29 protein-coding genes are annotated in these 26136 nt (G+C 62.3%); 10 read left to right on the forward strand and 19 right to left on the reverse strand.

The features are described 5' to 3' along the window. Nucleotides 1–96 precede the first annotated feature (96 nt). The 4 genes from E4Z66_RS06505 to E4Z66_RS06520 form a co-directional block, all read right to left on the reverse strand. On the reverse strand, nucleotides 97–558 hold the full coding sequence (locus tag E4Z66_RS06505) for a hypothetical protein (RefSeq protein ID WP_136462191.1): 462 nt from the start codon (nucleotides 556–558) through the stop codon (nucleotides 97–99). A 247-nt stretch (nucleotides 559–805) separates the two neighbouring features. After that, the gene (locus E4Z66_RS06510) at nucleotides 806–1573 is read right to left on the reverse strand and encodes an HpcH/HpaI aldolase family protein (protein ID WP_136462192.1); all 768 of its coding nucleotides are present in this window, start codon (nucleotides 1571–1573) and stop codon (nucleotides 806–808) included. 65 nt (nucleotides 1574–1638) lie between these two features. Further along, nucleotides 1639–2328 carry a winged helix-turn-helix domain-containing protein gene (locus E4Z66_RS06515; protein ID WP_136462194.1) on the reverse strand — a complete coding sequence of 230 codons (690 nt, stop codon included), beginning with the start codon at nucleotides 2326–2328 and terminating at the stop codon, nucleotides 1639–1641. Then, complete coding sequence (locus E4Z66_RS06520; protein WP_136462195.1) at nucleotides 2300–2590, reverse strand: hypothetical protein; 291 nt, start codon at nucleotides 2588–2590, stop codon at nucleotides 2300–2302. Before E4Z66_RS06520 ends, E4Z66_RS06515 begins: the two co-directional genes overlap by 29 nt. Nucleotides 2591–2770: 180 nt before the next feature. Between E4Z66_RS06520 and E4Z66_RS06525 the strand changes: the two genes are divergently transcribed. The 3 genes from E4Z66_RS06525 to E4Z66_RS06535 all read left to right on the forward strand — a co-directional run bounded on the left by E4Z66_RS06525 (nucleotide 2771) and on the right by E4Z66_RS06535 (nucleotide 5243). Continuing rightward, nucleotides 2771–3157: a hypothetical protein gene (locus E4Z66_RS06525; RefSeq protein ID WP_136462197.1), complete on the forward strand. Its 387-nt coding sequence runs from the start codon at nucleotides 2771–2773 to the stop codon at nucleotides 3155–3157. A gap of 281 nt (nucleotides 3158–3438) precedes the next feature. Then, nucleotides 3439–4044 (forward strand): ribonuclease HII, encoded by a 606-nt coding sequence (locus tag E4Z66_RS06530; RefSeq protein WP_136462198.1) that lies wholly within the window; start codon nucleotides 3439–3441, stop codon nucleotides 4042–4044. Between the two features lie 95 nt (nucleotides 4045–4139). Next, on the forward strand, nucleotides 4140–5243 hold the full coding sequence (locus tag E4Z66_RS06535) for a site-specific DNA-methyltransferase (RefSeq protein WP_136462200.1): 1104 nt from the start codon (nucleotides 4140–4142) through the stop codon (nucleotides 5241–5243). 136 nt (nucleotides 5244–5379) lie between these two features. On the opposite strand, the gene E4Z66_RS06540 is transcribed toward E4Z66_RS06535, so the two are convergent. The 3 genes from E4Z66_RS06540 to mutY all read right to left on the reverse strand — a co-directional run bounded on the left by E4Z66_RS06540 (nucleotide 5380) and on the right by mutY (nucleotide 8130). Further along, the gene (locus tag E4Z66_RS06540) at nucleotides 5380–5802 is read right to left on the reverse strand and encodes a response regulator (protein ID WP_136462201.1); all 423 of its coding nucleotides are present in this window, start codon (nucleotides 5800–5802) and stop codon (nucleotides 5380–5382) included. A gap of 64 nt (nucleotides 5803–5866) precedes the next feature. Beyond that, nucleotides 5867–7012, reverse strand: a complete 1146-nt coding sequence (locus tag E4Z66_RS06545) for an alkane 1-monooxygenase (protein WP_136462203.1) — start codon at nucleotides 7010–7012, stop codon at nucleotides 5867–5869. 62 nt (nucleotides 7013–7074) lie between these two features. Further along, complete coding sequence (mutY, locus tag E4Z66_RS06550) at nucleotides 7075–8130, reverse strand: A/G-specific adenine glycosylase (protein WP_136462205.1); 1056 nt, start codon at nucleotides 8128–8130, stop codon at nucleotides 7075–7077. Nucleotides 8131–8217: 87 nt separating this feature from the next. Between mutY and E4Z66_RS06555 the strand changes: the two genes are divergently transcribed. Further along, a complete protein-coding gene (locus E4Z66_RS06555) occupies nucleotides 8218–8742 on the forward strand; it encodes a DUF721 domain-containing protein (RefSeq protein ID WP_136462207.1) in 525 nt (174 codons plus the stop codon). A gap of 11 nt (nucleotides 8743–8753) precedes the next feature. Continuing rightward, the gene (locus E4Z66_RS06560; protein WP_136462208.1) at nucleotides 8754–9434 is read left to right on the forward strand and encodes a DsbA family protein; all 681 of its coding nucleotides are present in this window, start codon (nucleotides 8754–8756) and stop codon (nucleotides 9432–9434) included. Nucleotides 9435–9572: 138 nt separating this feature from the next. Here the strand turns inward: E4Z66_RS06560 and lpxK are convergent, their stop codons facing one another. The 3 genes from lpxK to E4Z66_RS06575 form a co-directional block, all read right to left on the reverse strand. Further along, complete coding sequence (lpxK, locus tag E4Z66_RS06565; RefSeq protein WP_136462209.1) at nucleotides 9573–10553, reverse strand: tetraacyldisaccharide 4'-kinase; 981 nt, start codon at nucleotides 10551–10553, stop codon at nucleotides 9573–9575. Continuing rightward, nucleotides 10550–11734, reverse strand: coding sequence for a 3-deoxy-D-manno-octulosonic acid transferase (locus E4Z66_RS06570; RefSeq protein ID WP_246035916.1), 1185 nt, complete (start codon nucleotides 11732–11734; stop codon nucleotides 10550–10552). Before E4Z66_RS06570 ends, lpxK begins: the two co-directional genes overlap by 4 nt. A gap of 66 nt (nucleotides 11735–11800) precedes the next feature. Then, the gene (locus tag E4Z66_RS06575; RefSeq protein ID WP_136462213.1) at nucleotides 11801–12043 is read right to left on the reverse strand and encodes a DUF4170 domain-containing protein; all 243 of its coding nucleotides are present in this window, start codon (nucleotides 12041–12043) and stop codon (nucleotides 11801–11803) included. 170 nt (nucleotides 12044–12213) lie between these two features. Between E4Z66_RS06575 and E4Z66_RS06580 the strand changes: the two genes are divergently transcribed. Beyond that, a complete protein-coding gene (locus tag E4Z66_RS06580) occupies nucleotides 12214–12717 on the forward strand; it encodes a hypothetical protein (protein WP_136462214.1) in 504 nt (167 codons plus the stop codon). A 2-nt stretch (nucleotides 12718–12719) separates the two neighbouring features. Here the strand turns inward: E4Z66_RS06580 and E4Z66_RS06585 are convergent, their stop codons facing one another. The 3 genes from E4Z66_RS06585 to E4Z66_RS06595 all read right to left on the reverse strand — a co-directional run bounded on the left by E4Z66_RS06585 (nucleotide 12720) and on the right by E4Z66_RS06595 (nucleotide 16508). Next, nucleotides 12720–13508 (reverse strand): 3'(2'),5'-bisphosphate nucleotidase CysQ, encoded by a 789-nt coding sequence (locus E4Z66_RS06585; RefSeq protein ID WP_136462215.1) that lies wholly within the window; start codon nucleotides 13506–13508, stop codon nucleotides 12720–12722. Next, on the reverse strand, nucleotides 13495–14841 hold the full coding sequence (locus E4Z66_RS06590; protein WP_136462216.1) for a TldD/PmbA family protein: 1347 nt from the start codon (nucleotides 14839–14841) through the stop codon (nucleotides 13495–13497). Before E4Z66_RS06590 ends, E4Z66_RS06585 begins: the two co-directional genes overlap by 14 nt. Before the next feature lie 113 nt (nucleotides 14842–14954). Continuing rightward, nucleotides 14955–16508 (reverse strand): DUF2125 domain-containing protein, encoded by a 1554-nt coding sequence (locus E4Z66_RS06595; protein ID WP_136462217.1) that lies wholly within the window; start codon nucleotides 16506–16508, stop codon nucleotides 14955–14957. 147 nt (nucleotides 16509–16655) lie between these two features. Between E4Z66_RS06595 and E4Z66_RS06600 the strand changes: the two genes are divergently transcribed. Further along, nucleotides 16656–17264, forward strand: coding sequence for an enoyl-CoA hydratase/isomerase family protein (locus E4Z66_RS06600; RefSeq protein WP_136462218.1), 609 nt, complete (start codon nucleotides 16656–16658; stop codon nucleotides 17262–17264). A 105-nt stretch (nucleotides 17265–17369) separates the two neighbouring features. Here E4Z66_RS06600 and E4Z66_RS06605 read toward each other — a convergent pair whose 3' ends face one another. Beyond that, nucleotides 17370–17663 (reverse strand): HNH endonuclease, encoded by a 294-nt coding sequence (locus E4Z66_RS06605; protein ID WP_136462219.1) that lies wholly within the window; start codon nucleotides 17661–17663, stop codon nucleotides 17370–17372. A 70-nt stretch (nucleotides 17664–17733) separates the two neighbouring features. Between E4Z66_RS06605 and E4Z66_RS06610 the strand changes: the two genes are divergently transcribed. Both E4Z66_RS06610 and E4Z66_RS06615 read left to right on the forward strand, forming a co-directional pair. Beyond that, nucleotides 17734–19047, forward strand: coding sequence for a mechanosensitive ion channel family protein (locus E4Z66_RS06610; RefSeq protein ID WP_425456133.1), 1314 nt, complete (start codon nucleotides 17734–17736; stop codon nucleotides 19045–19047). Continuing rightward, complete coding sequence (locus E4Z66_RS06615) at nucleotides 19041–20201, forward strand: TIGR03862 family flavoprotein (RefSeq protein WP_136462221.1); 1161 nt, start codon at nucleotides 19041–19043, stop codon at nucleotides 20199–20201. Before E4Z66_RS06610 ends, E4Z66_RS06615 begins: the two co-directional genes overlap by 7 nt. A 19-nt stretch (nucleotides 20202–20220) precedes the next feature. Here E4Z66_RS06615 and E4Z66_RS06620 read toward each other — a convergent pair whose 3' ends face one another. Next, nucleotides 20221–20811, reverse strand: coding sequence for a glutathione S-transferase family protein (locus tag E4Z66_RS06620; protein ID WP_136462222.1), 591 nt, complete (start codon nucleotides 20809–20811; stop codon nucleotides 20221–20223). A 122-nt stretch (nucleotides 20812–20933) separates the two neighbouring features. Between E4Z66_RS06620 and E4Z66_RS06625 the strand changes: the two genes are divergently transcribed. Next, nucleotides 20934–21359, forward strand: coding sequence for a GFA family protein (locus tag E4Z66_RS06625; RefSeq protein ID WP_168797738.1), 426 nt, complete (start codon nucleotides 20934–20936; stop codon nucleotides 21357–21359). Between the two features lie 17 nt (nucleotides 21360–21376). Here the strand turns inward: E4Z66_RS06625 and holA are convergent, their stop codons facing one another. The 4 genes from holA to E4Z66_RS06645 form a co-directional block, all read right to left on the reverse strand. Next, nucleotides 21377–22405, reverse strand: coding sequence for a DNA polymerase III subunit delta (gene holA, locus E4Z66_RS06630; RefSeq protein ID WP_136462224.1), 1029 nt, complete (start codon nucleotides 22403–22405; stop codon nucleotides 21377–21379). A 31-nt stretch (nucleotides 22406–22436) separates the two neighbouring features. Further along, the gene (lptE, locus tag E4Z66_RS06635) at nucleotides 22437–22919 is read right to left on the reverse strand and encodes an LPS assembly lipoprotein LptE (protein ID WP_136462225.1); all 483 of its coding nucleotides are present in this window, start codon (nucleotides 22917–22919) and stop codon (nucleotides 22437–22439) included. After that, on the reverse strand, nucleotides 22906–25473 hold the full coding sequence (leuS, locus tag E4Z66_RS06640) for a leucine--tRNA ligase (RefSeq protein ID WP_136462226.1): 2568 nt from the start codon (nucleotides 25471–25473) through the stop codon (nucleotides 22906–22908). Before leuS ends, lptE begins: the two co-directional genes overlap by 14 nt. Before the next feature lie 75 nt (nucleotides 25474–25548). Then, complete coding sequence (locus tag E4Z66_RS06645; protein ID WP_136462227.1) at nucleotides 25549–26052, reverse strand: DUF3576 domain-containing protein; 504 nt, start codon at nucleotides 26050–26052, stop codon at nucleotides 25549–25551. Nucleotides 26053–26136 lie beyond the last annotated feature (84 nt).

Raw genomic sequence — 26136 nt, forward strand, 5'->3', positions numbered from 1 at the left:
TCCTTGTCCTTGTTCAAACCGAGCGGCGGATACCCGATTTGGGCGGGCAGGGCCAGTTCAATCGTACAGAAAAACGCGTCAAGCCGGTTGCAGCGGTCAGACGTAGATGACCACATCGCTGCGTGCGTCCGGTGACATGGCGCGCAAGGCGTTGGAAAAGATGCTGTTTTGCGGGCGCCGGGCGATGCGCGTCACCTCTGGCTCGGTGCGCCGTGGTTTTGCGGTCGAAGGGGCGCGCCGGGCCTTGGTGTGCGGCGTCGAACGCGGCGCCGGATGAGTTTGCGGCGCGGCGTGGGCTTTTGCCACCGCTTGTTGCGCGGTCGATGCAATCGTGCGCCGCAGCGCATCGCGTTGCTGGCTAGAGGGCTTCGTCTGCAACAGGTCGAAAGCCGCATCGATCCGGTTCAGCAGGGCCATCGCCGCCGCGTGATCTTCGCGCGCCATCTCGGGCCGGTAGGACCGGATCAGCGCACGAAAGGTCGCTTCGATCGTTGCCTGATCGCTGTCAGGTGAAATGCCAAGAGTTTCGAACGCGTCTTTCTTGCCGGTCGGATGCATCGTCGCCCCCCAAAATAAAGTACTGGTTACTGCAAACGCCAAACCTGCGGCCTTTGCTTAAAATCAACACTAATTTTTTGCGAAGGCGAGAGCAGCCACAATGTTGCCTCAAAGTTAATACGATTGCGCCCTAATCCGCCCGCTGGGATATCAACCTGCCCAAGGAATAGCGCGCGCGGGCCGCGACCATTGCCTTGGACGGCCCGCTCTAGGCGGTTTGATTAATCAGAGGTGAAGGTAGGCGCGGTCAGGCTTTGTACTTTGCCGCAAGCTCCCGGACCGCCCCGGCAAGGATAAGCACATCCAGCCCGACGGCGATGAACTGCGCGCCAGCGTCGCGGGCTTTTTCAATCATCTCTTCATTCGTGGTCAGGATACCGGCGGCCTTGTCCGAAGCGGCGATGCGCGCAATTGCATCGATGATGACACTGACGACCTGCGGGTTCATCAGATCGCCCATGAAGCCCAGATCAGCCCCCAGATCGGCCGGGCCAATGAATACGCCATCAATCCCGTCCACCGCCAGAATGTCGTCCAGCGCGGCGAGCCCGGCCCGGTTTTCCACCTGAACAATCAGGCAGACCTGATCATCGGCAGTGGTCCCGTAATCGGCGATTTGCGAAAACATGCTGGACCGGGTCATCGAATAGCCGACACCGCGAATGCCATGGGGCGGGTAGCGCATGGCCTTGACCAGCATCTCGGCCTGTTCGGCGCTTTCGACCATGGGGACGATGATTGTCTGCGCCCCGGCGTCGAGCATCTGTTTTATGATCCACGGCTCGCCCACGGGCACACGCACAACGGCGTGACTGTCAGAGCCTTTCAGCGCCATGAGCGAGTCGCGGGTGGAGCGCAGATCGTTGGGCGAGTGTTCGTTGTCGATCACCAGCCAGTCAAAACCGGCGGTGCCCACGATCTCTGCCGCGTTATGCGCGGCCAGCCCCATCCAGCAGCCATAGACGACGCGGCCTTCTTTCAGGGCCGCTTTGAACGGGTTGATTGGTGCGGGCATGACAGGTCCTCCAACTGCTGTGTCAGGGGCACATTGCATCGCGGGCGCGGCGAATGCCAGAGGCGTCAAAGCACCTTTATCACGTCTTTTTCGACCGCAAGCATATAGCCGCGCCGCGCGATATTCTTGACCAGAAGCGCGCTGACGATCTGGTTGCCAAGCCCGTCACGCAGCCTTTTGATCCGGGTCGCCCCGGCGGCTTCCTCGCAATCGGAAGCGTCCCGCCCGGTGATCAGCGCCTCAAGCTCTACGCCTGTGACCACGTCATCATCCATCCGCGCCTCGGCCAGCACGGACATGGTTTCCATCGCAGCTTCGGTCAGCTTGAATTCCATGTTGTTGAGATAGACGGTGTTCTCCTCGCGCGAGATCAGCAGCGACGACACCTGAATGCCAGAGCGTTCGACCTGCGCCATCCGCCGGTTCAGCGCGACCAGCATCAGCAAAAAGACCAGCGCTGCGATCAGCATTGCGGTGCCAAAGACCAGCAGGATGAAGATCACCACCCGGTAACTGACCAGCGTGTCCGAAAACGCGGTGCCGGACTGGGCGAGGATTTCCAGCAGCTTGATCTCGGCCTGCGTCGTCAGGTCGTTCTCCATGAAAATCCGTTCGACCCGTGCGTTGAACGCATTGGCGTCGGGCAGGGTCAGAAACAGCAACACGGCGACGACCAGCAGCAGGGCGACAATCGCCCCGATCCCGATGGCGACGAAACGCCGGGTCTCAGAAGCGGAGGTAGTAGGATCCGGCATCAGCCTTCCTCGATTGCAAGCCTTCCGGTCCAAAGACCGACACGACGTTAAGAAGCGTCCAGCCCTGACGGGCAAGGCGTTTGTTCAATTGGGCGCGCGCCGACGCGACGGAGCATTCCCCGCGCAGTTCGGCCACGCCGTAGTGCAGCCGCAGGGGCGAGCCCTGCTTCGCCTTGTAATCGGCATAGCACTCGGCCGATGCAGCCGTCGCGCCAAACCCTGTCAGTAGGGCGAATAGCCCGGAAAGAAGAATGCGTGTCATGGGCGTGACAATGCCTGTGCAGCCCGCGTCATTCAATATCCACAAGTGGTTGCGGCGGCTGTTATCCAATATCAAGGGGGCGATATTGCCTGTCTGGGCGGGGGGCAGCCAGTTTGACCGCATCACCGCCGGGCTTCGGTTCGGTGCCATCTGGAAGATCAGGCGAAAGGAGCCGGAACCATGGCTTATACATTGCATCGGAAACTCATCACGGGCGTCGCGGCCTTGGCCCTGGCGATCACGGCGCTTGCACCGCAGGGGGCGCAGGCCGGGGATCGCGACACGGAACGCGCGCTGGCCGCTTTGCTGGGGCTTGCAGTTGTGGGCGCGATCATCGCGGATAACCGCCGGGACAAGCCCGACGTGTCGACGCGCGGCCACGGTCACCGTGTGGTCAAGCCGTATGTCCACCCGAAGAAACGCCCACATGTGCATCGGCACAGTGGTGCACATGTGCATCGCCACAATGGCCCGCATGTGCATCGCGACACGATCCACCGCCCGCAGGCACATAGCCACCGTGTCGAGCCGCGCCCGCTGCCGCGCCGCGTCAAACGTCACAACTGAACAACACCCTCTGGCGGTATAGGCAGGTGTGTAACGAGTAAAGCAGGCCAGGGGTGATCGGGGCCGGGCAGGGTGCGATGCGTCCAGACCCGGCCCGTCAAAAAGCCCGGCAGGCGCGGCAGTCTCTCTGGGGGAGCGCCGCGCCTTTTTCGTTCGGGCGGCCTGCATGTGGGGGCGGCAAGGCGACCGGCAAACCGTCGCGCTCCGTCGGGACGGTGGTATCTACGCAGTAGATTTGCGATGGGTCAGGCAATCAGCGTTTCAGGGGACCGAAAGAGGCAATGCCGGATTACAGCTTGGAGACACAGATCGGCGGCATCGTCGCCGGAGTGGATGAGGTCGGGCGCGGTCCCTTGGCCGGGCCTGTTCTGGCGGCGGCAGTCATCCTTGATCCGACAGACATTCCAGAGGGGCTGAACGATTCCAAGGCGCTAACAGCTAAGCGGCGCGATGCGCTGCTGCCTAAGATTCTGGCGCGGGCCATTGTCTCTATCGGGGAGGCCAGCGTCGAGGAGATCGACGAAATCAACATCCTGCGCGCGTCCCACCTTGCGATGCTGCGCGCGATCGAAGGGCTGGCAACCACACCCGGCCATGTGCTGATCGACGGTAACCTGCTGCCGCGCGGGCTGACCCTGCCCGCGACACCGGTCATCAAGGGCGACGGCAAATCATTGTCGATTGCGGCGGCCTCAATTGTGGCAAAAGTGAGGCGCGACCAAATCATGGTGGATTTGGCGCAACAGCATCCGGGCTACGGATGGGAGACCAACATGGGCTATGGATCAAAAAGCCACATGACGGCGCTTCAGGATCTTGGTGCAAGCCCACATCATAGACGCTCCTTCAAGCCCGTCCACAATATCTTGTATCAAGGCAAAACTTAACCAATTGGATTCAAAAAAGAATTTGACCGGGAATCGCCGCTGAATCATCTTGGAGCCAACAAACGAGCACAACATGTGCCGATCACGAGGCAGAGATGACGAAACATGTGAAGGGCGCTGAGGCGCTGCCTTTGAACCAGATTATTGCGGGTGACTGCATCGATGTGATGAACAGTCTGCCTGCGGCATCGGTGGATCTGATTTTTGCGGATCCGCCCTATAACCTTCAGCTAAAAGGCGATCTGCACCGGCCCGATAACAGCCGTGTTGACGCTGTGGATGACCACTGGGACCAGTTTTCCAGCTTCCGCGCATATGACGAATTCACCGCAGCCTGGCTGAAAGCCGCGCGTCGGCTGCTCAAGCCCAACGGGGCGATCTGGGTGATCGGATCTTACCACAATATCTTCCGTGTCGGCGCGGCGCTGCAGAACGAAGGGTTCTGGATTCTGAACGACGTGGTCTGGCGCAAGTCGAACCCGATGCCGAACTTCCGGGGCAAGCGCCTTACGAATGCGCATGAGACGATGATCTGGGCGGGCAAGTCCGAGGACAGTAAATACACCTTCAACTACGAAGCGTTGAAAGCCTTGAACGAGGGCATCCAGATGCGCTCTGACTGGGTTCTGCCGATCTGCAACGGGCACGAACGGCTGAAGGATTCCAAAGGTGACAAGGCGCATCCGACGCAGAAACCGGAAAGCCTGCTGCACCGCGTTCTGGTGGGGTCCACCAATCCCGGTGACGTCGTGCTTGACCCGTTCTTCGGCACGGGCACAACGGGCGCGGTGGCCAAGATGCTGGGCCGCGAGTTCATCGGGATCGAGCGCGAAGAAAGCTATCGTACGGTAGCGGCGGCGCGGATTGCGAAGGTGCGCAAGTTCGACCGCGAAGCGCTGAGTGTCAGCGTCTCCAAACGGTCGGAGCCGCGCGTTCCCTTCGGCCAGTTGGTCGAACGCGGGATGTTGCGCCCGGGCGAAGAGCTTTTCTCCATGAACCAACGGCACAAGGCCAAGGTGCGGGCCGACGGCACGCTGATCGGCGACGATGTCAAAGGGTCTATCCATCAGGTCGGGGCCGCGCTGGAAGGCGCGCCATCGTGCAACGGTTGGACCTATTGGTGCTTCAAACGCGATGGCAAAACCGTGCCAATCGACGTGCTGCGCCAACAAATTCGCGCCGAGATGCGCGAACAATAATTTCACGAAAACCGCCGGTGCCTGCGGCCTGCCAGGGCCTACCTATCCAACAGGCACTACACCTTGCCCCGCCTTCATTGGCGGGGCTTTTTTCGTTGAAAGCCGCTTGGGTCTGCCGCCACCTGGTCTGGCCGGATTACATCCGCGCGCTGCTGCGCGCGCCCGCTTGCTTGAGCGCATCGCGCAGATGTTTGGGTTGGAAATCGTCTTTCGACACCACGATGTTGATCTTTGCCGCCATCGCCTTGTCGTAGATAAATGGCGTCGGATAATCGCTGACCATCACGATGGGTACGGCGGCGTGGCGGGCATCTTGGCGCAGTTCCAGCGCAAAATCGACGCCCAGCCCGTCCGGCAGTGCATTGTCCAGCAGGATCACGTCGAACCGGTCACGTGCCAGGAAATACCGTGCTTGCGACAGGCTGGGGACGCTGTTCAGATCGACGCGACGGCCACGGTCGAGAACCCGCGAGATTCTGCGCCGGTCAAAGTCGGAATCTTCGACCAACAGGCATTTTGGAAGCCTGACATGTTCGTAAGCGATAGCAGCATTGCCCATAGATACCCCGTTCGATCCGTCGCATCCGTGCGGCAAACCTTACGACAGGCGTCTTAAGAAAGCTTTATCGGGGCAGGGGTGTTTGGCCGGTATTATAGGGCGTCCAATCGGTAATCTCCGGGTAAAACCGGTCGCGCCACGCGCGCACGCGCGGGTTCATCACGCGGCGCCACAGCGGCGGGATCATCGCGGCGATGGTCATTATCGGATACCCGAAGGGCAATTGCGGCGCTTCGGAGTTGGAATAATTCTGCAAGACGGGGAACCGCCGGTCCGGTTTGTAGTGGTGATCCGAGTGCCGTTGGAGATTGATCAGCAACCAGTTCGAAACACGATGCGCGGCGTTCCAGCTGTGATGCGGGCGTACATGTTCGTACTTCCCGTCGCCCAGATGTTTGCGCGTCAGCCCGTAATGTTCGACGTAATTGACCAGTTCAAGCTGCCAGATCGCGGTCCCGGCCTGCACAAGGAACAGCGCCAGCCCCGACCATCCGCCCAGCAGCAGTGCCAGCACGACAAAGGTGGCCTGCAGCGCCCAATACCGCCAGAACGGGTTTGCGGCATCGGTCCAGCGCTTCCCGGTCTTTTCCAGCCTGTGCGCTTCGGCGCGGAAGGCAGAGGTCAGGCTCTCACGCAGGACCCTTGGATAAAAGCGGTGGAACCCTTCATTATAGCGCGCGGTCACCGCATCGCGTGGGGTGCCGACATAGCGGTGATGAACCAGCAAATGCTCTGACCGGAAATGCGAATACAGCACCATGGACAGCAGGATATCCGCCATCCAGCGTTCCAGCTTGTTGGTCTGATGCATCAATTCGTGGCTGAAGTTGATTCCGACCGTCCCGGTGACGACGCCAACACCAAAGAACACGAGGATGCGTTCGAGCGTGGACAGATGTTCCGCCTGCGGGACGTACCACAGAAGCGACAGCAGCAACGCAGCCTGCACCGGTGTCCAAAAAAGCGTGACCATCCGGTACAGCGTCAGGTCCGCGTCGGTTGCGTTTGGGTCGGCGTTGTCTTTGTTCAGGCCGACGACATAATCCAGCGCGGCAAAGGCGTACCACGCGACCAAGGGCACCAAAAGCACGGTCCAGCCCCCGTAGATCGCTGAAATCCACGCTAGCGGTGCCAGCGCGTAGGCCAAAAAGAACGGCACGGCGCGGCGCCAATCCGAAAGTTCTGCGGGGGATATGGTTTGAGGCGGCATGTTCGTCCTCGATTCAGGTGCTGCGCTTGGTGATAGCGTATCAGGGCGCTGTGCAGCAAATCCTAACGCAGCGATGTTTGGGCCAGATCGAACACTTTGCGCATGACCGTGGGCAGATCGGCAGGGCGGAATTCTGCGCTGGGCACGAAACCACCAGCGGATGGGGCGGCGTCCTGCGGCAGCCAAGCGGTCTGGATCGCCAGAATCAGATGGAAATGCGTGAAGGTATGGCGCACCTCGCCTTCAAGCGGGTGCCAATCGGTATCGACAGGCGGCGCGGGGGGCGGGGCGGGGGCCTCGGACCAGTCGGAGCCGGGCCAGCCCAGCATCCCGCCCAAAAGCCCGGAGTCGGGCCGTGTTTCCAGCAGCCACGCGCCATCCGCGCGGCGTCCCACATAGGCAATACCGCGCCGGACCGGTTTGGCCTTCTTGGGCGTTTTCTTTGGTAACTCCGGTGCCGTACCCGCCTGCCGTGCGGTGCAGGGCGTGCGCCACGGGCACAGGCCGCAAGCGGGATTGCGCGGGGTGCAGATCGTCGCGCCAAGATCCATCACGGCTTGCGCGTAATCTCCGGGACGGTGCTGCGGCGTCAGGGCCTCGGCCTGCTGGGTCAGGATCGGCTTTGCGGCAGGCAGCGGTGTATGTTCGTCATGGAGGCGCGCCATGACCCGTTCGACATTGCCATCCACGACGGTTTCTGGCTGGTCGAAGGCAATCGCGGAGATCGCGGCAGAGGTATAAGGGCCGATGCCGGGCAGCTTTTCCAACCCGGCGCGGGTGCGCGGAAACTGCCCGCCATATTCCGATGCTACGGTTCGGGCGCATTTCAGCAGGTTGCGCGCACGGGCATAATAACCAAGGCCCGCCCAAGCGGCCATGACATCGGCATCCTCCGCCGCAGCCAGATCGGCGACGGTGGGCCAGCGGGCGACGAATTTGCGGAAATACTCCGTCACCGCTGCGACGGTGGTTTGCTGGAGCATCACTTCGGACAGCCAGATATGATAGGGGTCCGGGGCGACACCCGCCTTGCGATCGGCAGGCGGCACCCGCCACGGCATCGTGCGGGCATGCGTATCATACCAGTCCAGCAGGTCTTGGGCCGCAGTCTCACGCAAGTTTTATGTCTCCATCGCGGTGGTGTGTCTGGTGCCGGTCGGCGTCCCGTCGTAAACTCCGGCCTGTTGCAAATGAGAGCGCGCGAAATGTCAACGTCCAGACCCAAAGGTGGGTCGCCCCGAAAATTCGGCTTTACCCAGACGGGCGCGCTGTTGCGTGGGCGTATTCGGGATGCGAGCGCGTCGCGTGGATTTGCGCAATCGCGTCTTCTGACCCATTGGGAGGAAATCGCCGGCCCGGATGCCGCCGCAATTTCCCGCCCGGTCGAGGTCAGCTATGGCCGGGGCGGCTTTGGCGCGACCTTGGTGCTGCTGACCACCGGGGCACAAGCGCCGATGCTGGAAATGCAAAAGGAACAACTGCGCGAGCGGGTCAATTCCGTATATGGCTACAACGCCATCGCACGGGTGCGGATCACCCAAACTGCGCCGACCGGGTTTGCGGAGGGCCAGGTGGCCTTTACCCCGCGGGCCAAGGCAAAAGACCCCGCGCCGCTGCCACCCGAGGCGCGCAAAGCCGTGACTGAACAGGTTGCCCCAGTGTCCGATCCGGGGCTGCGGCAGGCGCTTGAACGGCTCGGCACGAACATCATCTCTAAATCGACAAGCTAAAAGGATAGCGTATGTCTCGACTTAAGGTTATCGCCCTGGCGTCTCTGGCCCTCGCGGGAGGAGCATGGTTTCTGAACGGTCAGGGATCGAACTCCGGCTCGATCGCATCGACTCCGTTCTCTGGCGGCCTTGTCGGCGCGGCCCATGCGCAAGAGGCGGAAATCGACATTTCCACCATCGAAGACATGGTGATGGGCGATCCCGATGCGCCGGTGACCATCATCGAATATGCCAGTTACACCTGCCCGCATTGTGCGTCGTTCCATGCGAACCAGCTCAAGCAGTTGAAGGCGGATTACGTGGATACCGGCAAGGTGAAGTTCATCTTCCGCGAGGTCTATTTCGATCGCTACGGGCTGTGGGCATCTGCCGTGGCGCGCTGTGCCGGGCCGGAGAAATTCTTTGGCATCACGGACATGATCTTTGAAGGACAGTCCGAATGGGTGCGCGCGGGCGCGCCGGCGGATATTGTCGAAGAACTCAGCAAGATCGGGCGGATCGCTGGTGTCGATGGTGAGCAACTTGATGCGTGCCTGCGCGACGGCGAGAAGCTGCAAACCCTCGTCGCATGGTATCAGCAGAACGCCGAAACGCATGGGATCGAGTCCACGCCCTCGCTTGTGATCGACGGCAAGACCTATTCCAACATGGCATATGACGATCTGGCCGAGGTCATCGAAGACGCGCTGTAATCTGCGCGCACCGGCCGTGATCTTGCGGTGCGCGCCCCGGCGCGCATCGGACCTATTTGCGTTCAAGCCACGCAGGCTTTGAGGGGGCGAGCCCCCTCAAACTCCCCCACCTTCCTTCATACGGATCTTGTATCGGGATCAGGGGGCAGGGAATTGTGCCAGAAGCGCTTTCATCTGGTCTTCGTCATCGAAATGCAGCCGTACCGGCAGGGTCAGGACCTTACCGCGCCAAGCACGGGGCAGGCGGGCTGCATCCTTTTCCGTTGTGACAAGCTGTGCACCTGCCGCCAGGGCATCCCTTTCAAGGCGTGTCAGCAAGCCGGGCGTGAGCGGTTCATGGTCGTCCAGCGGGACGGTCAAGGCAAGAGTCGCGCCGAGCTTGCGTAGCGTGTTGAAGAATTTCTCCGGGTGGCCGATGCCCGCAAAGGCAAGCCATGGCTGCCCGGTCCAGTCCATCCCGGTCTGAAGCGGTTTCAACTCTGCCGCGAGGCGTGGCAAATCGGCTGGCAGCGGGGTGTCGAACTGGCGTTGCACCGTAGCATCGCCCACCGTCACAAGGGCGTCCGCCCGCGCGAGGCCGGTCGCCAAGGGTTCGCGCAATGGCCCGGCGGGGATGCAGCGGCCATTCCCGAAGCCGCGCTGCGCGTCGACGACGACGATTTTCAGATCCTGTTCCAATGCGGGGTTTTGGAACCCGTCATCCAGCACGATCACGCTCGCCCCGGCCTCTTGTGCGGCCCGCCCGCCTGCACCACGGTCCTTTGCGACCCAGACATCTGCGAAGGCGGAGATCAACAGCGGTTCATCCCCGACCTCGCTGGCTTTGTGCCGGGCTGGATCGACATGCACCGGACCGGTCAGCGTGCCGCCATATCCGCGCGAGACCACATGCGGTCGGTGACCGAGATCGCGCAGCCGTTCGGCCAACGCGATGGTGACGGGGGTTTTGCCGGTCCCGCCCGCGTTGATGTTGCCGACACAGATGACAGGGATATCCAGCCGCTCTTTCGCGCCGCCCGCCAAACGCCGCGCCGTGGCACGGGCATAGAGCGCGCCAATCGGGGCAAGCAGGCGGCTGCGGATATCAGACGGGTCGGACCAGAAGGCAGGCTCTCTCACGGGTGTTCCTTGGTTGCGGCGCGGTCGTCCAACCCGTTTTGGATCAGGTCCACGACGCCGTCCACCACCTCTGCGCCTTGGCTGGTCACGTCCCAGCCCGCATGGGCCATCACCGCCGCCTGATCGGGCGCGACCAGCCGGTGCACGGCAGTGGCGAGCGAGTCCGCGTCATTGACGATGCGCGCCGCACCCGCATTCGCGAGCAACGTGTAGCTGTTCAGGCGGCTGCCCACATTCGGTCCATACAGGATCGCCGTACCCAAGGCGGCAGCCTCGAACGGGTCGATCCCCGCCTGACCGGCACCGAGTGAGCTGCCAAGGAAGGACACCGTCGCCAACCGGTACCACAAGCCAAGCTCGCCGGGGATGTCGGCGATCAAAACCTGCACCGTTTCGTCGGGCCATTCCCCATTGCCCCAAATGCCGCGTGTCAGGCCGTGGCGATCGATCAGGGCGCACAACTCTTCCAGGTCGGTGCTTTCGGTCGGTTCCAGAACCAGCAGCAAGCGGTGTGCATTGCGCAAAGCGGCGCGGTGAGCGCGCAGAACCGGCGACCATTCCTGTTTCTGGGTCTGCGCGGCCAGCCATACGGGGCGTCCGGCCAGATACTGGGTGATCTCGTCCAGATCAGAGGATTGGCAGGGCAGCACGCGCCCGGTTGGACGCAGCTTTGGCTGCAGTTCCATCTTTTCGCGCGGCAACCCCAACCGCGCCAACCGTTCCAGCGCGGGGCTGGAGGCCGCCGTTGCCGATACGAAGCTGCGCAAAACCTGCCGGGACAGTTCGGGAAGCCAGCGGTCGCGGCGGCTGTCGAACCCGGCGGGCTCTGCGGCGATCAGGTGCATCGGAATGTTCCGCCGGGATGTTTCATGCACCAGATTGGGCCGCAGCCCGCCCCAAAGCCAAAGGCACATATCGGGCCGCCAATGGTCCAGGAATTCGTCGACGGCATGAGGGTGCTCGTCTGGCACCTGCTCGGTGATCAGGCCCGGGCGGTCGTCGATCCGGGTTTTCGGATGGGACCGTCCCGGACTTGTGGTCAGAAGAACATTGACCCCAGTGCGATGGACAACCAGCCGGTCGATGATGTCGAGAACGGCGGCATGATCCTTGATGTGGCCAAGGTGAAACCAGACGACCTCGCCCGGCGGGCGCGGGGTTTCATGGTCGCGCGCGCGCACGGGGCCGCGCCGGGACAGCGTTCTGTAAGCCTGCAGGCTAAGAGATCGGCCCGACACGCGAGGACCTTACCCGAGTTCTTCGGTCGAGGACGCTTCGGCCTCTTCGTCCCGAAGGCGGTGCAGATGCGCGATATAGTACCGCATATGCGCGTTATCCACCGTGCGCTGGGCTTCGGCTTTCCACGCGTCATAGGCCGCTTCGTAATTGGGATAGATGCCGACGATATGCAGGTCATCTACATCCTTGAAAACATTGCGGCTCGGATCGACGAGCTCTCCTCCGAAAACGAGGTGAAGACGTTGAGGCATGCGGTTTCCTTTCGGTACAGGTTATCTATCGGTTTACGGGAAACGGCCCAAGGGTCAACGGCAGTCGCCGTCTTTGAACCGATTGTTCATCCGAATCGTGCACACACCATGCCAACTGCGAGGTTAAAAGCGCCTTGCGTGCAGTCATGGCTTCAGAAGGAGTATTGCCGATGCCGTTCGCTTTCCAGTTCCCCTGCCATCCCGGAAAGGGGCAGCGTGTTTTTGCACCCGCATCGGAAACTGGCAGCGCGGCCCCGGAGAATACTGACGCGCATACTGGCGAACACCCCGTCGCACAGACCGACCCGGATTATACGGTTGAGACGGAGTGGGGCGCATCGGTTTCTCTGGCGGATGTTCAGGCCGCCTTCGATATGGCGGGCGACGCGGTCCGGCGGGACGATCCGCGCGCCAGTGCGTTGCAGGCACGCGCGCTGTTCCTGTTTCAGACATTCAACGCCCGTCATCACCGGGCCATTCAGATCGCCGCGCACGAACAGATCAAACTGATCCACGAACGGCTGCCCTGTGTGGATGAGGCGCAGCGCGCCGTGTTGGACGCGAAGCTGAAGGTCTGGGAAGGCATGTTGCTGGAAGCGACCGCGGCGCTGGCCCGGTCCGAAGCCAGTCAAAAGGCTTCCGCCTCCCGGGTCAGGGACGGCAGAGCGGCCTGACCCTACTCACCATCGGCGCTGTTATGGGCGCGGGCGAGCGCCCGGTGCAGGTTCGGCGCGGCCGAGATAACGCCGCTGGTGCGCGGATCGGCCTTGTTGAACTGCAGCGTGGCACCGCGCCGGTCGGTGACGGTGGCCCCTGCTTCGGAGGCGATCAATGATCCGGCGGCGATGTCCCATTCCCATGTCGGGCGGAACGTAATCATCCCATCGAACCTGCCTTGCCCGACCAAGGCCATCCGGTAGGCAAGCGAGGGGCGATAGGCACGCACGAATTCCGGCACCGGCCCGTTCCAGAACTTCTGATCGGTGATGGGCCGGGCTGCGAGGATTTGCGCGTCGCGTAGGTTGTCTGTCTGGCGTGCGGCGACGGGTGCGCCGTTCAGGGCCGCGCCTTCGCCCTTGGCGGCCGAGAACAGCCTGTCTCGTGCCGGAAGAAAGACGACCCCGGCGACGGTGACGCCCTCATGGGCGATTGCGATGGAATGTGCCCAAGTGCGCCCGCCTTCGATAAAGCTGCGGGTGCCGTCAATCGGATCGACGATGAACACGGTCTTTGCGCTCAGCCGGGCAGTCGAATCCTCGGTTTCTTCGCTCAGCCAACCGTAATCGGGACGGGCCGCGCGCAATGTCTCTGCGAGATAGTCGTTCACCGCCAGATCGGCTTCGGTGACGGGCCCCGCCCCGCCGGGCTTTTCCCAGCGCTTGGCGGTGTGTCCGGCATATCGCAGCGCGATTTCGCCCGCCCCACGCGCCGCCCGGATCAGCAGCGCGAGATCAGTTTCCGGCAAGGGTCATCCCTTCGACCAGCAGCGAGGGCACGACGCGGCTGAGCCACGGACGTGCGTCATTGGCGGGCACGAGGCTGGCCAGCATGTCCAGCAGGTTCCCGGCGATCGTGCATTCGTTGACCGGATAGGCGATCTCGCCATTTTCCACCCAAAGGCCGGCGGCCCCGCGCGAATAGTCCCCTGTATTCGGGTTGATCGTCGATCCGATCATCGAGGTCACGATCAGCCCGGTGCCCATGTCGCGCAGCAGGGAGTCGCGGTCAGCGCTGCCTTGTGTCAATTCGACATTCCACGTGCTGGGCGAGGGGGGCGAGGACACCCCGCGCACCGCATTGGCGGTGGAGGGCAGATCCAGCTTGCGCCCGGTGGCAAGGTCCAGCGTCCAGCCCGTCAGTGTCCCGTCATCGACGATCACGCGTTTGCGCGTGGCAAGCCCTTCGGCATCGAAGGGGCGAGAGGCCAGCGCGCGTGGGCGGTGCGGGTCTTCGATCAGGTTGATCCCTTTGGGCAGCACCTGCGATCCCAACCGATCGCGCAACCAAGACGCGCCGCGCGCGACAGAGGCCCCGTTGGCCGCGCTAAGCAGATGGCCGATCAAAGTGCTGGAAATCCGTTCGTCAAACAGGACGGGGAACGCGCCGGTCGGCGGTTTGCGCGGGTCCAACCGTTCAAGGGCCCGTTCCGCCGCGCGCCTGCCGATCTCAGCCGCATCGCGCAAGTCCGATTGGAAAATGCGCGTGTCACCATCGTAATCCTGTTCCATGCCCAGCCCGGTGCCCGCGATTGCCCCGCAGGAAATGGACCGAGACGTGCGGCGGTATCCGCCGGAAAACCCATTGCTCGCCGCGATATGAACATCGCGGGCGGAATAGGTGCCACTGGCAGCGCGCACTTGCGTAATCCCGGTGACGGCCAACGCAGCGGCCTCGGCCTCTGCCGCGTCGGCCTGAAGCGCTTCGGGCGCGGGTTCATCGGCGGGATCCGCCATTTCAAGCGCGTCGCAATCCCATTGGGTCGCAATCGCGCTGGGGTCGGCCAACCCCGCATAAGGGTCTTCTGGTGCCTCACGGGCCATGGCGACCGCGCGTTCTGCCATGGTTTGGATCGCGGGCGGGCTGGCGTCGGAGATCGCGACATTCGCCTGCCGCTTGCCGACGAAAACGCGCAGGCCCAGATCAATGCCCTCGGCGCGTTCGGCATGTTCCAGTTTGCCCTGCCGCACATCGACCGACAAAGCGGTGCCTTGCAGCGCGATGGCGTCGGCGGCTTCCGCCCCGGCTTTGGCCGCCGCATCAAGCAGCGCCTGTGTTACATCTTGGAGATTTCTGTTCATGCAGAGGAGGTAGACCGCGGCAGGCTCGACTGCAAGCGGGGCGCGCGTCCTTGGGCCATGAAAAAAGGGGGCCGCAGCCCCCTTCGCTTGAATTCAGATCACCGGCGAGCCGATTATTGAATCTGTTGCCCATTCGCGAAAATCCCGCCTCCTTCGGTGAACTCGATCTTGGAGGTCAGGGTGTCGTCGCCTTGCGGCACGCCGAAAAGACCCATCATCATCCGCGCGGCCATCGCCTGATCTTGCGGCACAAGGCCCATGTTGACCAAGGTGTCTATCAGCGCGTTCGCCCCTTCGAGACGCAGATCGATCGCGCCGACCGGCTGGGGCATCCCATTCGGGCTGCCGGTGGCGGAGTTGTCGAAGGTCAGGCCGCCATTGCCGGTCAGGCTGGCACCGACGGCAGAGACTTCGAGACCGTTGATGTCGAGTGCGTTGATCTCGCCCGGTTGGGCACCCGCTTCGAGCGTGGCAGTCTGCGCCGGGTCGAACACGTCGATCAGCATCGTTGCCTTGCCCGTCAGGTCGACGGAAATCGTGGCAGGATCGCGTGGCAGTTGCCCCGCAGGGTCGAACAGGCTCCAGATCATGTCAGAAACCGTGACCGCACCCAGCGTGAAGCCAAAGGCGAAATCCTGTTCTTCATCACTGGTGGTCACCGGGAATTTCAGATTGAACGCCGACTTCGCCATTTGAAGCGCGATGGGGAACGGCAAGTCCGGCACGGTCATTTCCGTCGCCATGTTGGAAACATCCACAGCATATCCGATGCCATCCGGGCCAATGCCGACGGTCAGCTCGCCCCCCTGGGAGGAGCTGTTGCCCATGATTTTTCCGTCAGGCGTGTCGCCGGTCATGCTGGACGAGCCGCTCGCGAAGGTGAAGGCACCCGTGCCCTGCATACCGGACGCCACAAACCCGGAAAGTGTTCCGTCCGCGAGGTCCAGAGGCATTTGCCCCGTGGAGGCTGCGTCCAGTTCCGTCATGGTGCCGGTAATGATGAAGCTGCCCTGTTCCGGGCCTTCGGGCACTTTCATGCCAAAGGTGTAATCAAGGCTGGCGGCTTTGAACGATTGATCGAGTGCGCGCATCTCGCCGACGGTCATCCGGGTCTGGCTGGTCACGTCATTCACGGACATGGTGATGTTCATTTGCTCTGTCGGGACGCCCTCGCCTTCGACGGTGAGGTCATCCATGGACACCACGATTTCGCGGGCCGTGTAGTCATAGGTCGTGTCGTTCGGGTCGCCTGACACGATCATGTTCGCGCCCGTTTGCGTCATTGTGATCGTTCCGGCAGAAACGATGTCACCGTCAGCCTCGGCCTGAAATTGCATGGGGATAGTGGCGGGCAGCTGCACGGTGACGGTGCCATCGCCATTATCGTTGAAGACGATCTGATTCATCAGCACCTTGGCAGTGCCGCCGGCTTCCTCTTCGCCGGGGATGTCGATGGACATTTCGATATCGGAAACGGTCAGCCCACTGCCGGTTGGGGTTTCGGTTGCGGTGGTCTGATACCCGGTGCCTTCCATATAGGATTTCATGTCGGCCCAGACCTGCGCACTGGTCACATCGGCGCTAGCTGGGGCCGCCAAGGCAAGGCAGATCGCCGCGCGCGACACTGTTGAAACCAGCGGGCTGGCGGCGAAAAAACGGATTGTCATGGATGCTCCCGGACCTTCTTGAAATTTGCGCGGATGGTGATTTAGCGGCGGGGGCGGGTCAAGGGGTAGCGGCGAAAACTTGCGAGTGGCTGGACCGCCCGCGCCTGTGCGCCTACACCTGACGAAACGGGAAAGGGAGCGAACTGCATGATCCGGGTAGAACAGGATAACGGGCTTATGGTGGTCAGGATCGACCGTCCGGAGAAGGCAAATTCTCTGACCGGTGCGATGCTGGAGGAACTGGCGGAGATCGCGGAAGGGGCGCAAAGCGCGCGGGCCTTTATCCTGACGGGCGAGGGCAAGGTTTTCAGCGCGGGCGCAGATCTGGAGGAGGCGCGCGCGGGGCTTGCGGTGTCGCCACTGTGGGAACGTTTGTCGGGGGCCATTGCCGGTTTGCCGGGACTGACCATCGCGGCGCTGAACGGCACGCTTGCGGGCGGTGCCATGGGGATGGCGCTGGCTTGTGACATTCGGCTTGCGGTGCCGGGGGCGAAATTCTTTTACCCGGTGATGAAACTGGGCTTTTTGCCGCAACCCTCGGATCCGGGGCGTATGGCCGCACTGATCGGACCGGCGCGGACCAAGCTGATCCTGATGGGTGGGCAGAAGATACTGGCCGATGAAGCGCTGCAATTCGGCCTGATCGATCGGGTTGTCGACGGCGATGTCGTCGGCGCGGCGCGTGAGATTGCCGCTGACACCTGCGCGGCGGATCCGGAAATCGCGCAGGCCATCAAGGCGCTGTGCACTGGTTGATCTTGCGGAGCGGCCCAAGGGCCGCATTCGCCGCTTGAGGGGGCCCTGCCCCCGTCGCCTTTGGCGACTCCCCCCGAAGTATTTGAAAACAGGCGAAATACGCTATCAGCGGCGTCTGTTTGGCGTTTTGGACAGGAAGCCGGGTGGGCGCTTTGCAATCCAGTCGGCGAACTTGGCCAGCCTGGGATGCGCGCGCAGCGCCTCTGGCGTGTTGTAGTTGCGAGCGAGGTCGGCTTCGCTGAGCGTGGCGTGGATTTCCTTGTGGCAGATATGATGCAGCAGCACTGTTGGCCCGCCCTTGCCGCCTTTCAGCTTGGGGATGAGGTGGTGCACGGATTGCGGCGCGTCGCGCGGGATGGGGCGCAGGCAGAGGGGGCAGATCGGGTCTGGCTCTTGCATGAAACGGCTCCTTGGCCCAAGAGTGGCTCGGAATTTGGCAAATGCAAGTGAGGTGCGCGTGGAGTTCGATCTGGAAAGCCAGCCCGAGATCGTCCAGCAGGCCGTAGGCTATGCGCTGCAGGCGTGGGACATCGCGAAGGGGTGGCTTCTGAGCCCCGAGGCGTGGTCGCAATTCGCGCTGTTGGTTGTTGCCTATCTGGGCGCGGTTTTTGTTGCGCGCAAGTTGCGGCCTTTGTTGGAGCGGTTGCTGGATCCCGGTGAGACCCAGAACCTGCTGACCAAGCCGCGTTTGTTCGTGATGCGGTTTCTGGCGCTGCTTCTACCCTTGTTGGCGTATGTGTTTACCGGGATTGGCGAAAGCATCGTCCGGTCGATCTTTGACAGCGGGGCGGTGATTGCCTTTGGCAAGCGGGTATTCCTGTTCCTTGCACTGCGCGCCCTTGTGCGTGACATCTTCACCGATCCCTTCCTGAAGGTGTTCGGGCGCTATGTGCTGATCCCGATCGGCGCGCTTTACACGCTGGGACTGCTGGACATCGTGCAGGCGAAGCTGACCGAAACCGTTGTGCAGCTTGGCAATATATCTTTCTCGGTCATGTCGATCGTGCGCGGGTTGATCGCGGGCTCTGTGCTGTTCTGGCTGGGGCGTTGGTCGAATGAGCAATCGACGCAGTTCATTCACAAGCAGGAAGAGATGCGTCCTTCCCTGCGGCAACTCGCGGCGAAGTCGGTCGAGTTCATCATCTTCGGGATCGCTTTCCTGCTGTTGATGAACATCATGGGGATCAACCTGTCCGCGCTGGCGGTGCTGGGGGGCGCGATTGGTGTTGGTTTGGGCTTCGGTTTGCAGAAGATCGCGTCCAACTTCATCTCTGGTGTGATCCTGCTGGTCGAAGGTCAGGCGACGGTTGGCGACTATGTCGAGCTTGATGGCGGCGAGGCAGGGACGATTATCAAGATGATGGCGCGCGCGACCATCCTTGAAACCTATGACGGGCGCTGGATCGTGGTGCCGAACGAGGATTTCATCACCACGCGGGTGGTCAATTACTCCGACAGTGGCAGCGGCAACCGGTATGAGGCCGAGTTCTCGGTCAGCTATGATACGGACATCAATCTGGTGCCGGACATCATCGAAAAGGCCGTGGCGACGCATCCCGGTGTGCTCGACAAGCCCTATCCGCCCGATTGCGAATTGCGGGGCTTCGGGGATAGCGGCATTGATTTCGCGGTCGAGTTCTGGGTGAACGGGATCGATGATGGTGACAACAAGTACACCTCGGACGTGCTGTTCCTGATCTGGAACGCGCTGAAAGACCATGACATCACGATCCCGTATCCGCAGCGTGTGGTGGAGATCAAAGGCGGGTTGCCGTCATCGTAAGCGCGGCGGTTATCGGTGCCGGACCGGCGGGGTTGATGGCTGCGCAGGTGATGGCAGAGGCTGGGCTTACAGTCACCGTGTATGACGCCAAGCCAAGCCCTGCACGCAAGTTCCTGATGGCTGGAAAGTCGGGGCTGAACCTGACGTTTGACGGGGGTCGGGACAAGCTGATGGCGGGGTATGGCGACCGGGCGGATGCCCTGCGCCCCGCGTTGGAAGCGTTCGACAACAGGGCGGTACAGCACTGGGCCGAAGGGCTGGGAATTGCCCTTTTCACCGGATCGACCGGGCGCGTGTTCCCCGAAGCGATGAAGGCGTCGCCGCTGCTGCGGGCATGGTTGGCGCGGCTGGATCAAGCGGGCGTCACCTTGCGGACCGGCTGGCGCTGGACCGGGTGGTCTGGCGACGGGCTGCAATTTGATACGAAAGAAGGCGCGCAGCGCGTTCTGGCCGATGTTACCGTTCTTGCCTGCGGCGGGGCGAGCTGGTCCCGACTTGGATCGGATGGGGCCTGGGCCGATTGGGTGCCCAGCGTGCCGTTCCAACCTGCGAATGTGGGGCTGCGGGTGGAGTGGTCGGCGCATATGGAGAAGTTTCGCGGTGCGCCGATCAAGGGCGTCGCGTGGCGCGCGGGCGATGTCACATCGCGTGGCGAGGCGGTGATTTCCGGTGATGGTCTGGAAGGTGGCGGGATTTACACGGTCAGCGCTGCGGTGCGCGCGGGGCGGGGGCTGCTGGTGGATCTGTTGCCCGACCTGAAGGCACAGGACGTGGCCGAACGGCTGAGCCGTCCGCGCGGCAAGGACAGCCTGTCCAACCATCTGCGCAAGAGCTTGCGTCTGACGCCGATCAAGCTGGCTTTGCTGCGCGAATGGGCGGGCCCCTTGCCCAAGGCGCCGGAAGTGTTGGCGGCGACGATCAAGGGGCTGAATGTTCCGGTCCAAGGACTGGGGGACATGGACGGCGCGATCTCTACCGCGGGCGGTGTGCCGTTTGACGCGCTTGATGACGGGTACATGCTGCGCGCACGCCCCGGCGTATTCTGTGCCGGGGAAATGCTGGACTGGGAAGCGCCGACGGGCGGCTGGCTGCTCACCGCGTGCGTTGCCACGGGGGCCTGGGCCGGACGGCACGCGGCGGGGTGGGTACGCTGAAGCGTACCCTACGGGCGGTTCATTCCGCTTTCGCGCGGACCGACTTGAAAGCCTCACGCGCGCGGAGGCTTTTCGCGTAGGCGTTCACCGCCGCATTCTCCACCGGGAACTTCGCGCCAATCGCCCAGTTGAGGCAATGCACGGCGAGGATATCGGCGATGGTGAACGTGTCGCCCATGACGAAGGGGCCTTCGATACGGGTCGCGAAATGTTCGACGTTGTGCGCGAACTCATCCCGCAGGGAGGGTTTGATTTCCGGCACGCGCCGTTCCTCGGGAAAAACAAAACTGTGCTTTGCGGCCGCCCAGAGCACGGCGTCGAACTCATCGACCAGCCATAGGGTCATGGCATCCTGACGTGCGCGCGCGATCGTTCCGGCAGGGGCGGTCAGCGCCCCATGCTTGTCGGCCAGGTAGGTCATGATCGCGACGCTGTCGGTCAGCGTTTCCTTTCCGTCCACAAGCGCCGGGATTTTGCCCAACGGGTTGTATTTGCGCGCTTCCTCGGACCGCGGGCCTGCGGCGACGATCTCGTAAGGTTGGCCAAGCTCTTCGAGAGCCCACATCACGCGGAATGCGCGTGTTGTGACGGTGCCGATGACTTTGTACATGTGAATCCTCCCTGTTGTGCGAAACGATGGCGCGATTGCGCGGGCGCTGCAAGCAGGTGTCACAAATTGTCAGGAGGCTATGCGATGCTAACGATATTCAGCAGCAGAGCGGAGCGATTGTCATGACACGGACAGGCGGATGCAATTGCGGGGCGGTTCGGTTCGAAATCACGCAGGACCCTGACCATGTTCACGCCTGCCATTGCGGCATGTGCCGCCGGTTTTCGGGCGGGGTTTTTCTGGGTGTCGAGGTTCCGGCGGACCAGGTGAGGTTCGACACAGAGGAGGGCCTGGCGGTCTACCGCTCCTCTGACTGGGCGGAACGTGCGTTTTGCAAATCCTGCGGCAGCAGCCTGTTTTACCGGCTGACCGCTCCGGGGCCGATGAACGGCGTCTGCTATATTGGGATCGGCACTTTGGACGATGCCAATGGGCTGCCACTGACCGGGGAAATCTATATCGACTGCAAGCCGGATGGTTATGCGTTTGCTGGAAACACTGACAAAAAGACCGAGGTAGAGATGTTGGCCATGTTCTCAGCGCCCTGACGGTCACGCCTTGATCGTCAGCGCTGTGCGCCCAGCATCGACAAGCGAATGAAGGCGCGTTCGACCAGCGCCATTTGCGGCGCGGTTTGCCCAGCGGACCGCAGCGCCAGATCGGTATCGGTGATGATGCCAAGTGCCGTTTCCAGCTTGTGCAGCCCCCATGCCTGCGCCTGTCGGATCATCCGGTCGCGCCTTGGCCCGAAGACCGGGGGGCGCATCCGGGACATGCCTTGTGCCGGACCCGCCGGATCACAGGCCGCCGCATGAAGCGTGCGAAAATGGCGCATGGCGGAGATCAGCAGAAACACAGGCTGCGCGCCTTGCGCTTGCAGGCGTCGCATCAGCGGGCCGATTTCAGGTGTGCGCGCCTCGCCGATGATGTTCAGGATGTCGTCGGTATCCGCTTCGGTCGAGGCGGGGGCGCAGGCTGCGATATCCTCAGCGCCGAGCGGCGCCGGGTCGTTCAGCTTGTAAAGCGCGAGCTTTTCCATCGTCTGGCGGAAGTCGCCCGGATCAAGCTCGCGGGACAAATCCGTCAGGGCCGTCATCACGTCGCGGTCAGGGGCGGTGATCCCGGCGTCACGCAGGATGCGTTCGATTTCCTCGCGCGAAGGCGGGTCGTCATAGATCCCGGCGGCATAGGCTGTACGGCTCGACTCGAACGCCTTGCGCAGCTTGGAGGTGGCCTTGAGTTGCCCCGCCGTGACGATGATCTGTGCGTCCCCCGGTGCCCATTCTTCCAGCGCGGCAAAAATCGCAGGGCCGGTCTGTTCGGTTGCGTCCTCGACGAAGACCACCCGCGGGCCGGGGAAGAAGCCCGATGCCTTGATTTCGTCCAGCACCCGCGAAGGTTCTTTGCGCACTTCGCCCGCTGGAAGGCGCGTCAGGCGCATTTCCTCTTCGCCCTGCGGGCCGACCAGCGCCTTGATGACTTCTTGCCGCTTCAGGGCGATGCGCATTGCATCCGCGCCATAGATCAGCAGCCCGGATGCATTCTGGTCCGGTTTGGCGAAATAAGAGGAGGCGTCGCGCGCTGACAGTTTCATCCGGCCGCACCCTTTTCGAATGCAGTGCGGGTCATTCCGGCAATTGCGCCGACAGCAGACGCGTGACGATCTGATCGCCAAGGATCACCATCAGGCGTTCATAAGCGTCCCGTTCGGAGGCCAGCGTTTCCACGGTCGAGCCGGTCGCAGAATAGCCGGTGAAGCTGTTCACCGTGCCCGAGGACACTTCCCGCCCCGTCGCCGCATCGCTGAGCACATAGCCCGCCGCCCCGATCAGGTTGTAACGGTCGATATTGCCGTCTTCGTCGATGCCCAGGCCCTGCGTTTCGGTCTGGAGCGTGAGCGACAGGTTATAGGCCGGGCTTGACGGGCGGCCCAGCCGTTCTTCGATCTGGCGCACCAAAAGGTAGCCGTTCCGATCCTTGGGGGCGGCGACAAGCACATTGTCACGCAGTTTGGTCCCGGTGCCGCCGGGGCCATAGACAGGTGTGAACCCGCAGGCGGCAAGCGCCAGCGGGGCAATCAGGAAAAGACGTCGGTTAAGCCACGACATTGACGATCCGCCCGGGGACGACGATCACCTTCTTGGGCGCCGCCCCGTCTAGCGCCCGCTGCACAGCATCATGGGCCAGCGCGCGTTTTTCAACCTCTGCTTTGTCCATGTCCTTGGGCACGTCGATTTCCGCGCGGCGTTTGCCGTTGACCTGAATGGGCAACGTGACGACATCATCGACCAGCATCGCCTCATCCGCCTTGGGCCAGTCTGCCGCTGCGCACAGCCCCTCAAGGCCAAGCGCCGCCCAAAGATCTTCGGACAGGTGCGGCGTCATCGGCTGCATCAGTTGCGCCAGCGCCTTTGCTGCTTGCTTCTTCGCCGCTGCACCCGCCTTGGATTTGGCAAGCGTGTTGGTAAAGCCATAAAGCCGCGCGATGGCTGCGTTGAAGCCGAAGGATTCGATCCCCATGGTCACATCGTGGATCGCCTTGTGCATTTCGCGCAGCAACTCCTCATCCCCCGTGCCGTCGCCATCGCTGGCGGCGATTTCGGACACGATGCGATGCACGCGGCCCAGATGCTTGAACGCGGCTTCCGCGCCTGCGGCGGTCCATTCCACATCCCGTTCGGGCGGGGAATCGGACAGCACGAACCAGCGGGCCGTGTCCGCGCCGTAGCTTTCGATAATCTGCATCGGGTCGACGACGTTGTTCTTGGATTTCGACATTTTGGCAGAGGGAATGATCTCGACTTCGGTGCCGTCCTTCAAGAAGCCCTTGCCATCGCGCAATTCCACATCTTCAGGGTAGTGATAGACCGGGCGGCCATTGGCATCGCGCGTCTGGAAGATCGCGTGCGTCACCATGCCTTGCGTAAAGAGCGCGTTGAACGGCTCTTTCGACTTTTCGGGCAGGTGGCCGGTGATCTGCATCCCGCGCGCAAAGAACCGGCTGTACAGCAGGTGCAGAATCGCGTGTTCGATGCCGCCGATATATTGATCGACATTCATCCAGTATTCGGCGTCTTCCATGACCGTGGGCGTATCGGCACGCGGCGCGGTGAAGCGGGCGAAATACCAGGACGAGTCCACGAAAGTGTCCATTGTGTCAGTCTCGCGCTGGGCCGGTTTGCCGCAATTCGGGCAGGGCACATCGCGCCATGTGGGGTGGCGGTCCAGCGGGTTGCCGGGCACGTCAAAGCTGACGTCGTCGGGAAGCTGGACGGGCAGGTTTTCCTTTTTCTCCGGCACCACGCCGCAGCTGTCGCAATGCACCACGGGGATCGGGCACCCCCAATAGCGCTGACGCGACAGACCCCAGTCGCGCAGGCGGTACTTGGTAACGCCCTGACCGACACCGTTGGCTTCGCAGAAGTCGATGGCGGTTTCGATCGCCTGCGTGCCGGTCTGGATTTCCTCTCCGGCAAAGCCCAGCACATAGCGGGCCTCTACATCCTTGGGGGCGACCAGCGCCGCGTCTTGCACGAAGTCATCCGGATCGCCCGGCAATTCACCTTCGGGGACAAAGACCGCTTTGATCGGCAGGCCGTATTTCTTGGCGAACTCGTGATCGCGCTCGTCATGGGCCGGGCAGCCAAAGATCGCGCCGGTGCCGTAATCCATCAGGATGAAGTTGGCGATATAGACGGGCAGTTCAAGCGAGGTATCGAACGGGTGGCGGCAGGTGATGCCGGTGTCAAAGCCCAGTTTCTCGGCCTTTTCGATCGCCTCGGCAGTGGTGCCGCCCTTGCGCGCCTCGGCGCAGAAGGCCGCAATGTCGGGGTTGTCACGCTCCAGCACCTTGGCGAGCGGGTGGTCGGGGGAAATGCCGACAAAGGACGCGCCCATCAGCGTGTCGGGACGGGTCGTATAGACTTCGATCCGGTCATGGCCGTCCGGCGCATCAACGGTAGAGAACGCAAATTGCAGACCGCGCGACCGGCCGATCCAGTTTTCCTGCATCAGGCGCACCTTGGCGGGCCAGTTCTCCAACCCCTCCAGCGCGTCGAGCAGCTCCCCGGCCATGTCGGAAATCTTGAAGAACCATTGCGTCAACTCGCGGCGTTCCACATCCGCACCAGAGCGCCAGCCCTTGCCGTCGATCACCTGTTCATTCGCCAGCACGGTCATATCGACCGGATCCCAGTTCACCACGGCGTTCTTGCGATACACCAGCCCCGCTTCGAGGAAATCGAGGAACAGCGCCTGTTGCTGGCCGTAATATTCCGGGTCGCAGGTCGCGAACATGCGTTCCCAGTCAAGGCTGAAACCCATCGGCTTCATCTGCGCGACCATGTCGTCGATATTGTTGTAGGTCCATTCCTTGGGGTGACCGCCGCTCGCCATCGCCGCGTTCTCGGCAGGCATACCGAAGGCATCGAACCCCATCGGGTGCAGCACATTGAACCCGTTGGCGGCTTTGAACCGCGCGACCACGTCGCCCATCGTGTAGTTGCGCACATGGCCGATATGGATGCGGCCAGACGGGTAGGGGAACATCTCCAGCACGTAGTATTTCGGGCGGGAGGTATCGCGCACGGCTTTGAACAGGCCGGCGTCATCCCAAGCCTTCTGCCATTTTGCCTCGATTTCATTTGGCGCGTAGCGGGTCATTCTCTGGGGTCCTTCACAAAGCAAAAACGCCGGGCGTTACGGCCCGGCGCTTCCTTACAGCGATGTGCTGCGCACTTAAAGCTTGTTGTCAGCAACACGGAGTTGACGCGCGCGGGTCAGGATCGCGTCTTCGATGGCGCGTACCGTGGCCGGGTCAGCCGTGCCGCTGCGCGTTTGCAGCGATACATTGAGAGAGCGCGCATCCAGCGCCGGATCGTCGATCAGAACCGTCGCCCGATAGGACCGCCCACCGCCCGGCGGGGTGCCATAGCCGGTGACGATCACACCTGTATAGGGATCGACCGTCTGAATTGGCAGGAAATCGAGCACTTCAAGCGAGGCTGCCCAGATATAGCGATTCACCAGAACGACGTTCTCTGTCGACTTGCGGTTGAAGATGTTCCAGATCGTGTTCTCGGTTTCGAGTCGCTGCGGGTGGTTTTCAGGTAGCGCAAGGTCCGGGTCAGAGGACGTCGTCCCGCCAAAAAGGCCGCCACCGCCGCCACTGCGTCCGCCACATGCGGCAAGGGTGCCGATGCACAGCAAAAGGATCGCGTAGTTCAGAAAGGTCCGCCGCATATGACACCGCTGCCTTGTTATTACCGTAATTCCTCAATGTCCTAACGGAGCGGCGCATAAGCGGCAAGGGCCATATGTTCATGG

This window comes from Aliishimia ponticola (assembly GCF_004803475.1).
Lineage (GTDB): Bacteria > Pseudomonadota > Alphaproteobacteria > Rhodobacterales > Rhodobacteraceae > Aliishimia > Aliishimia ponticola.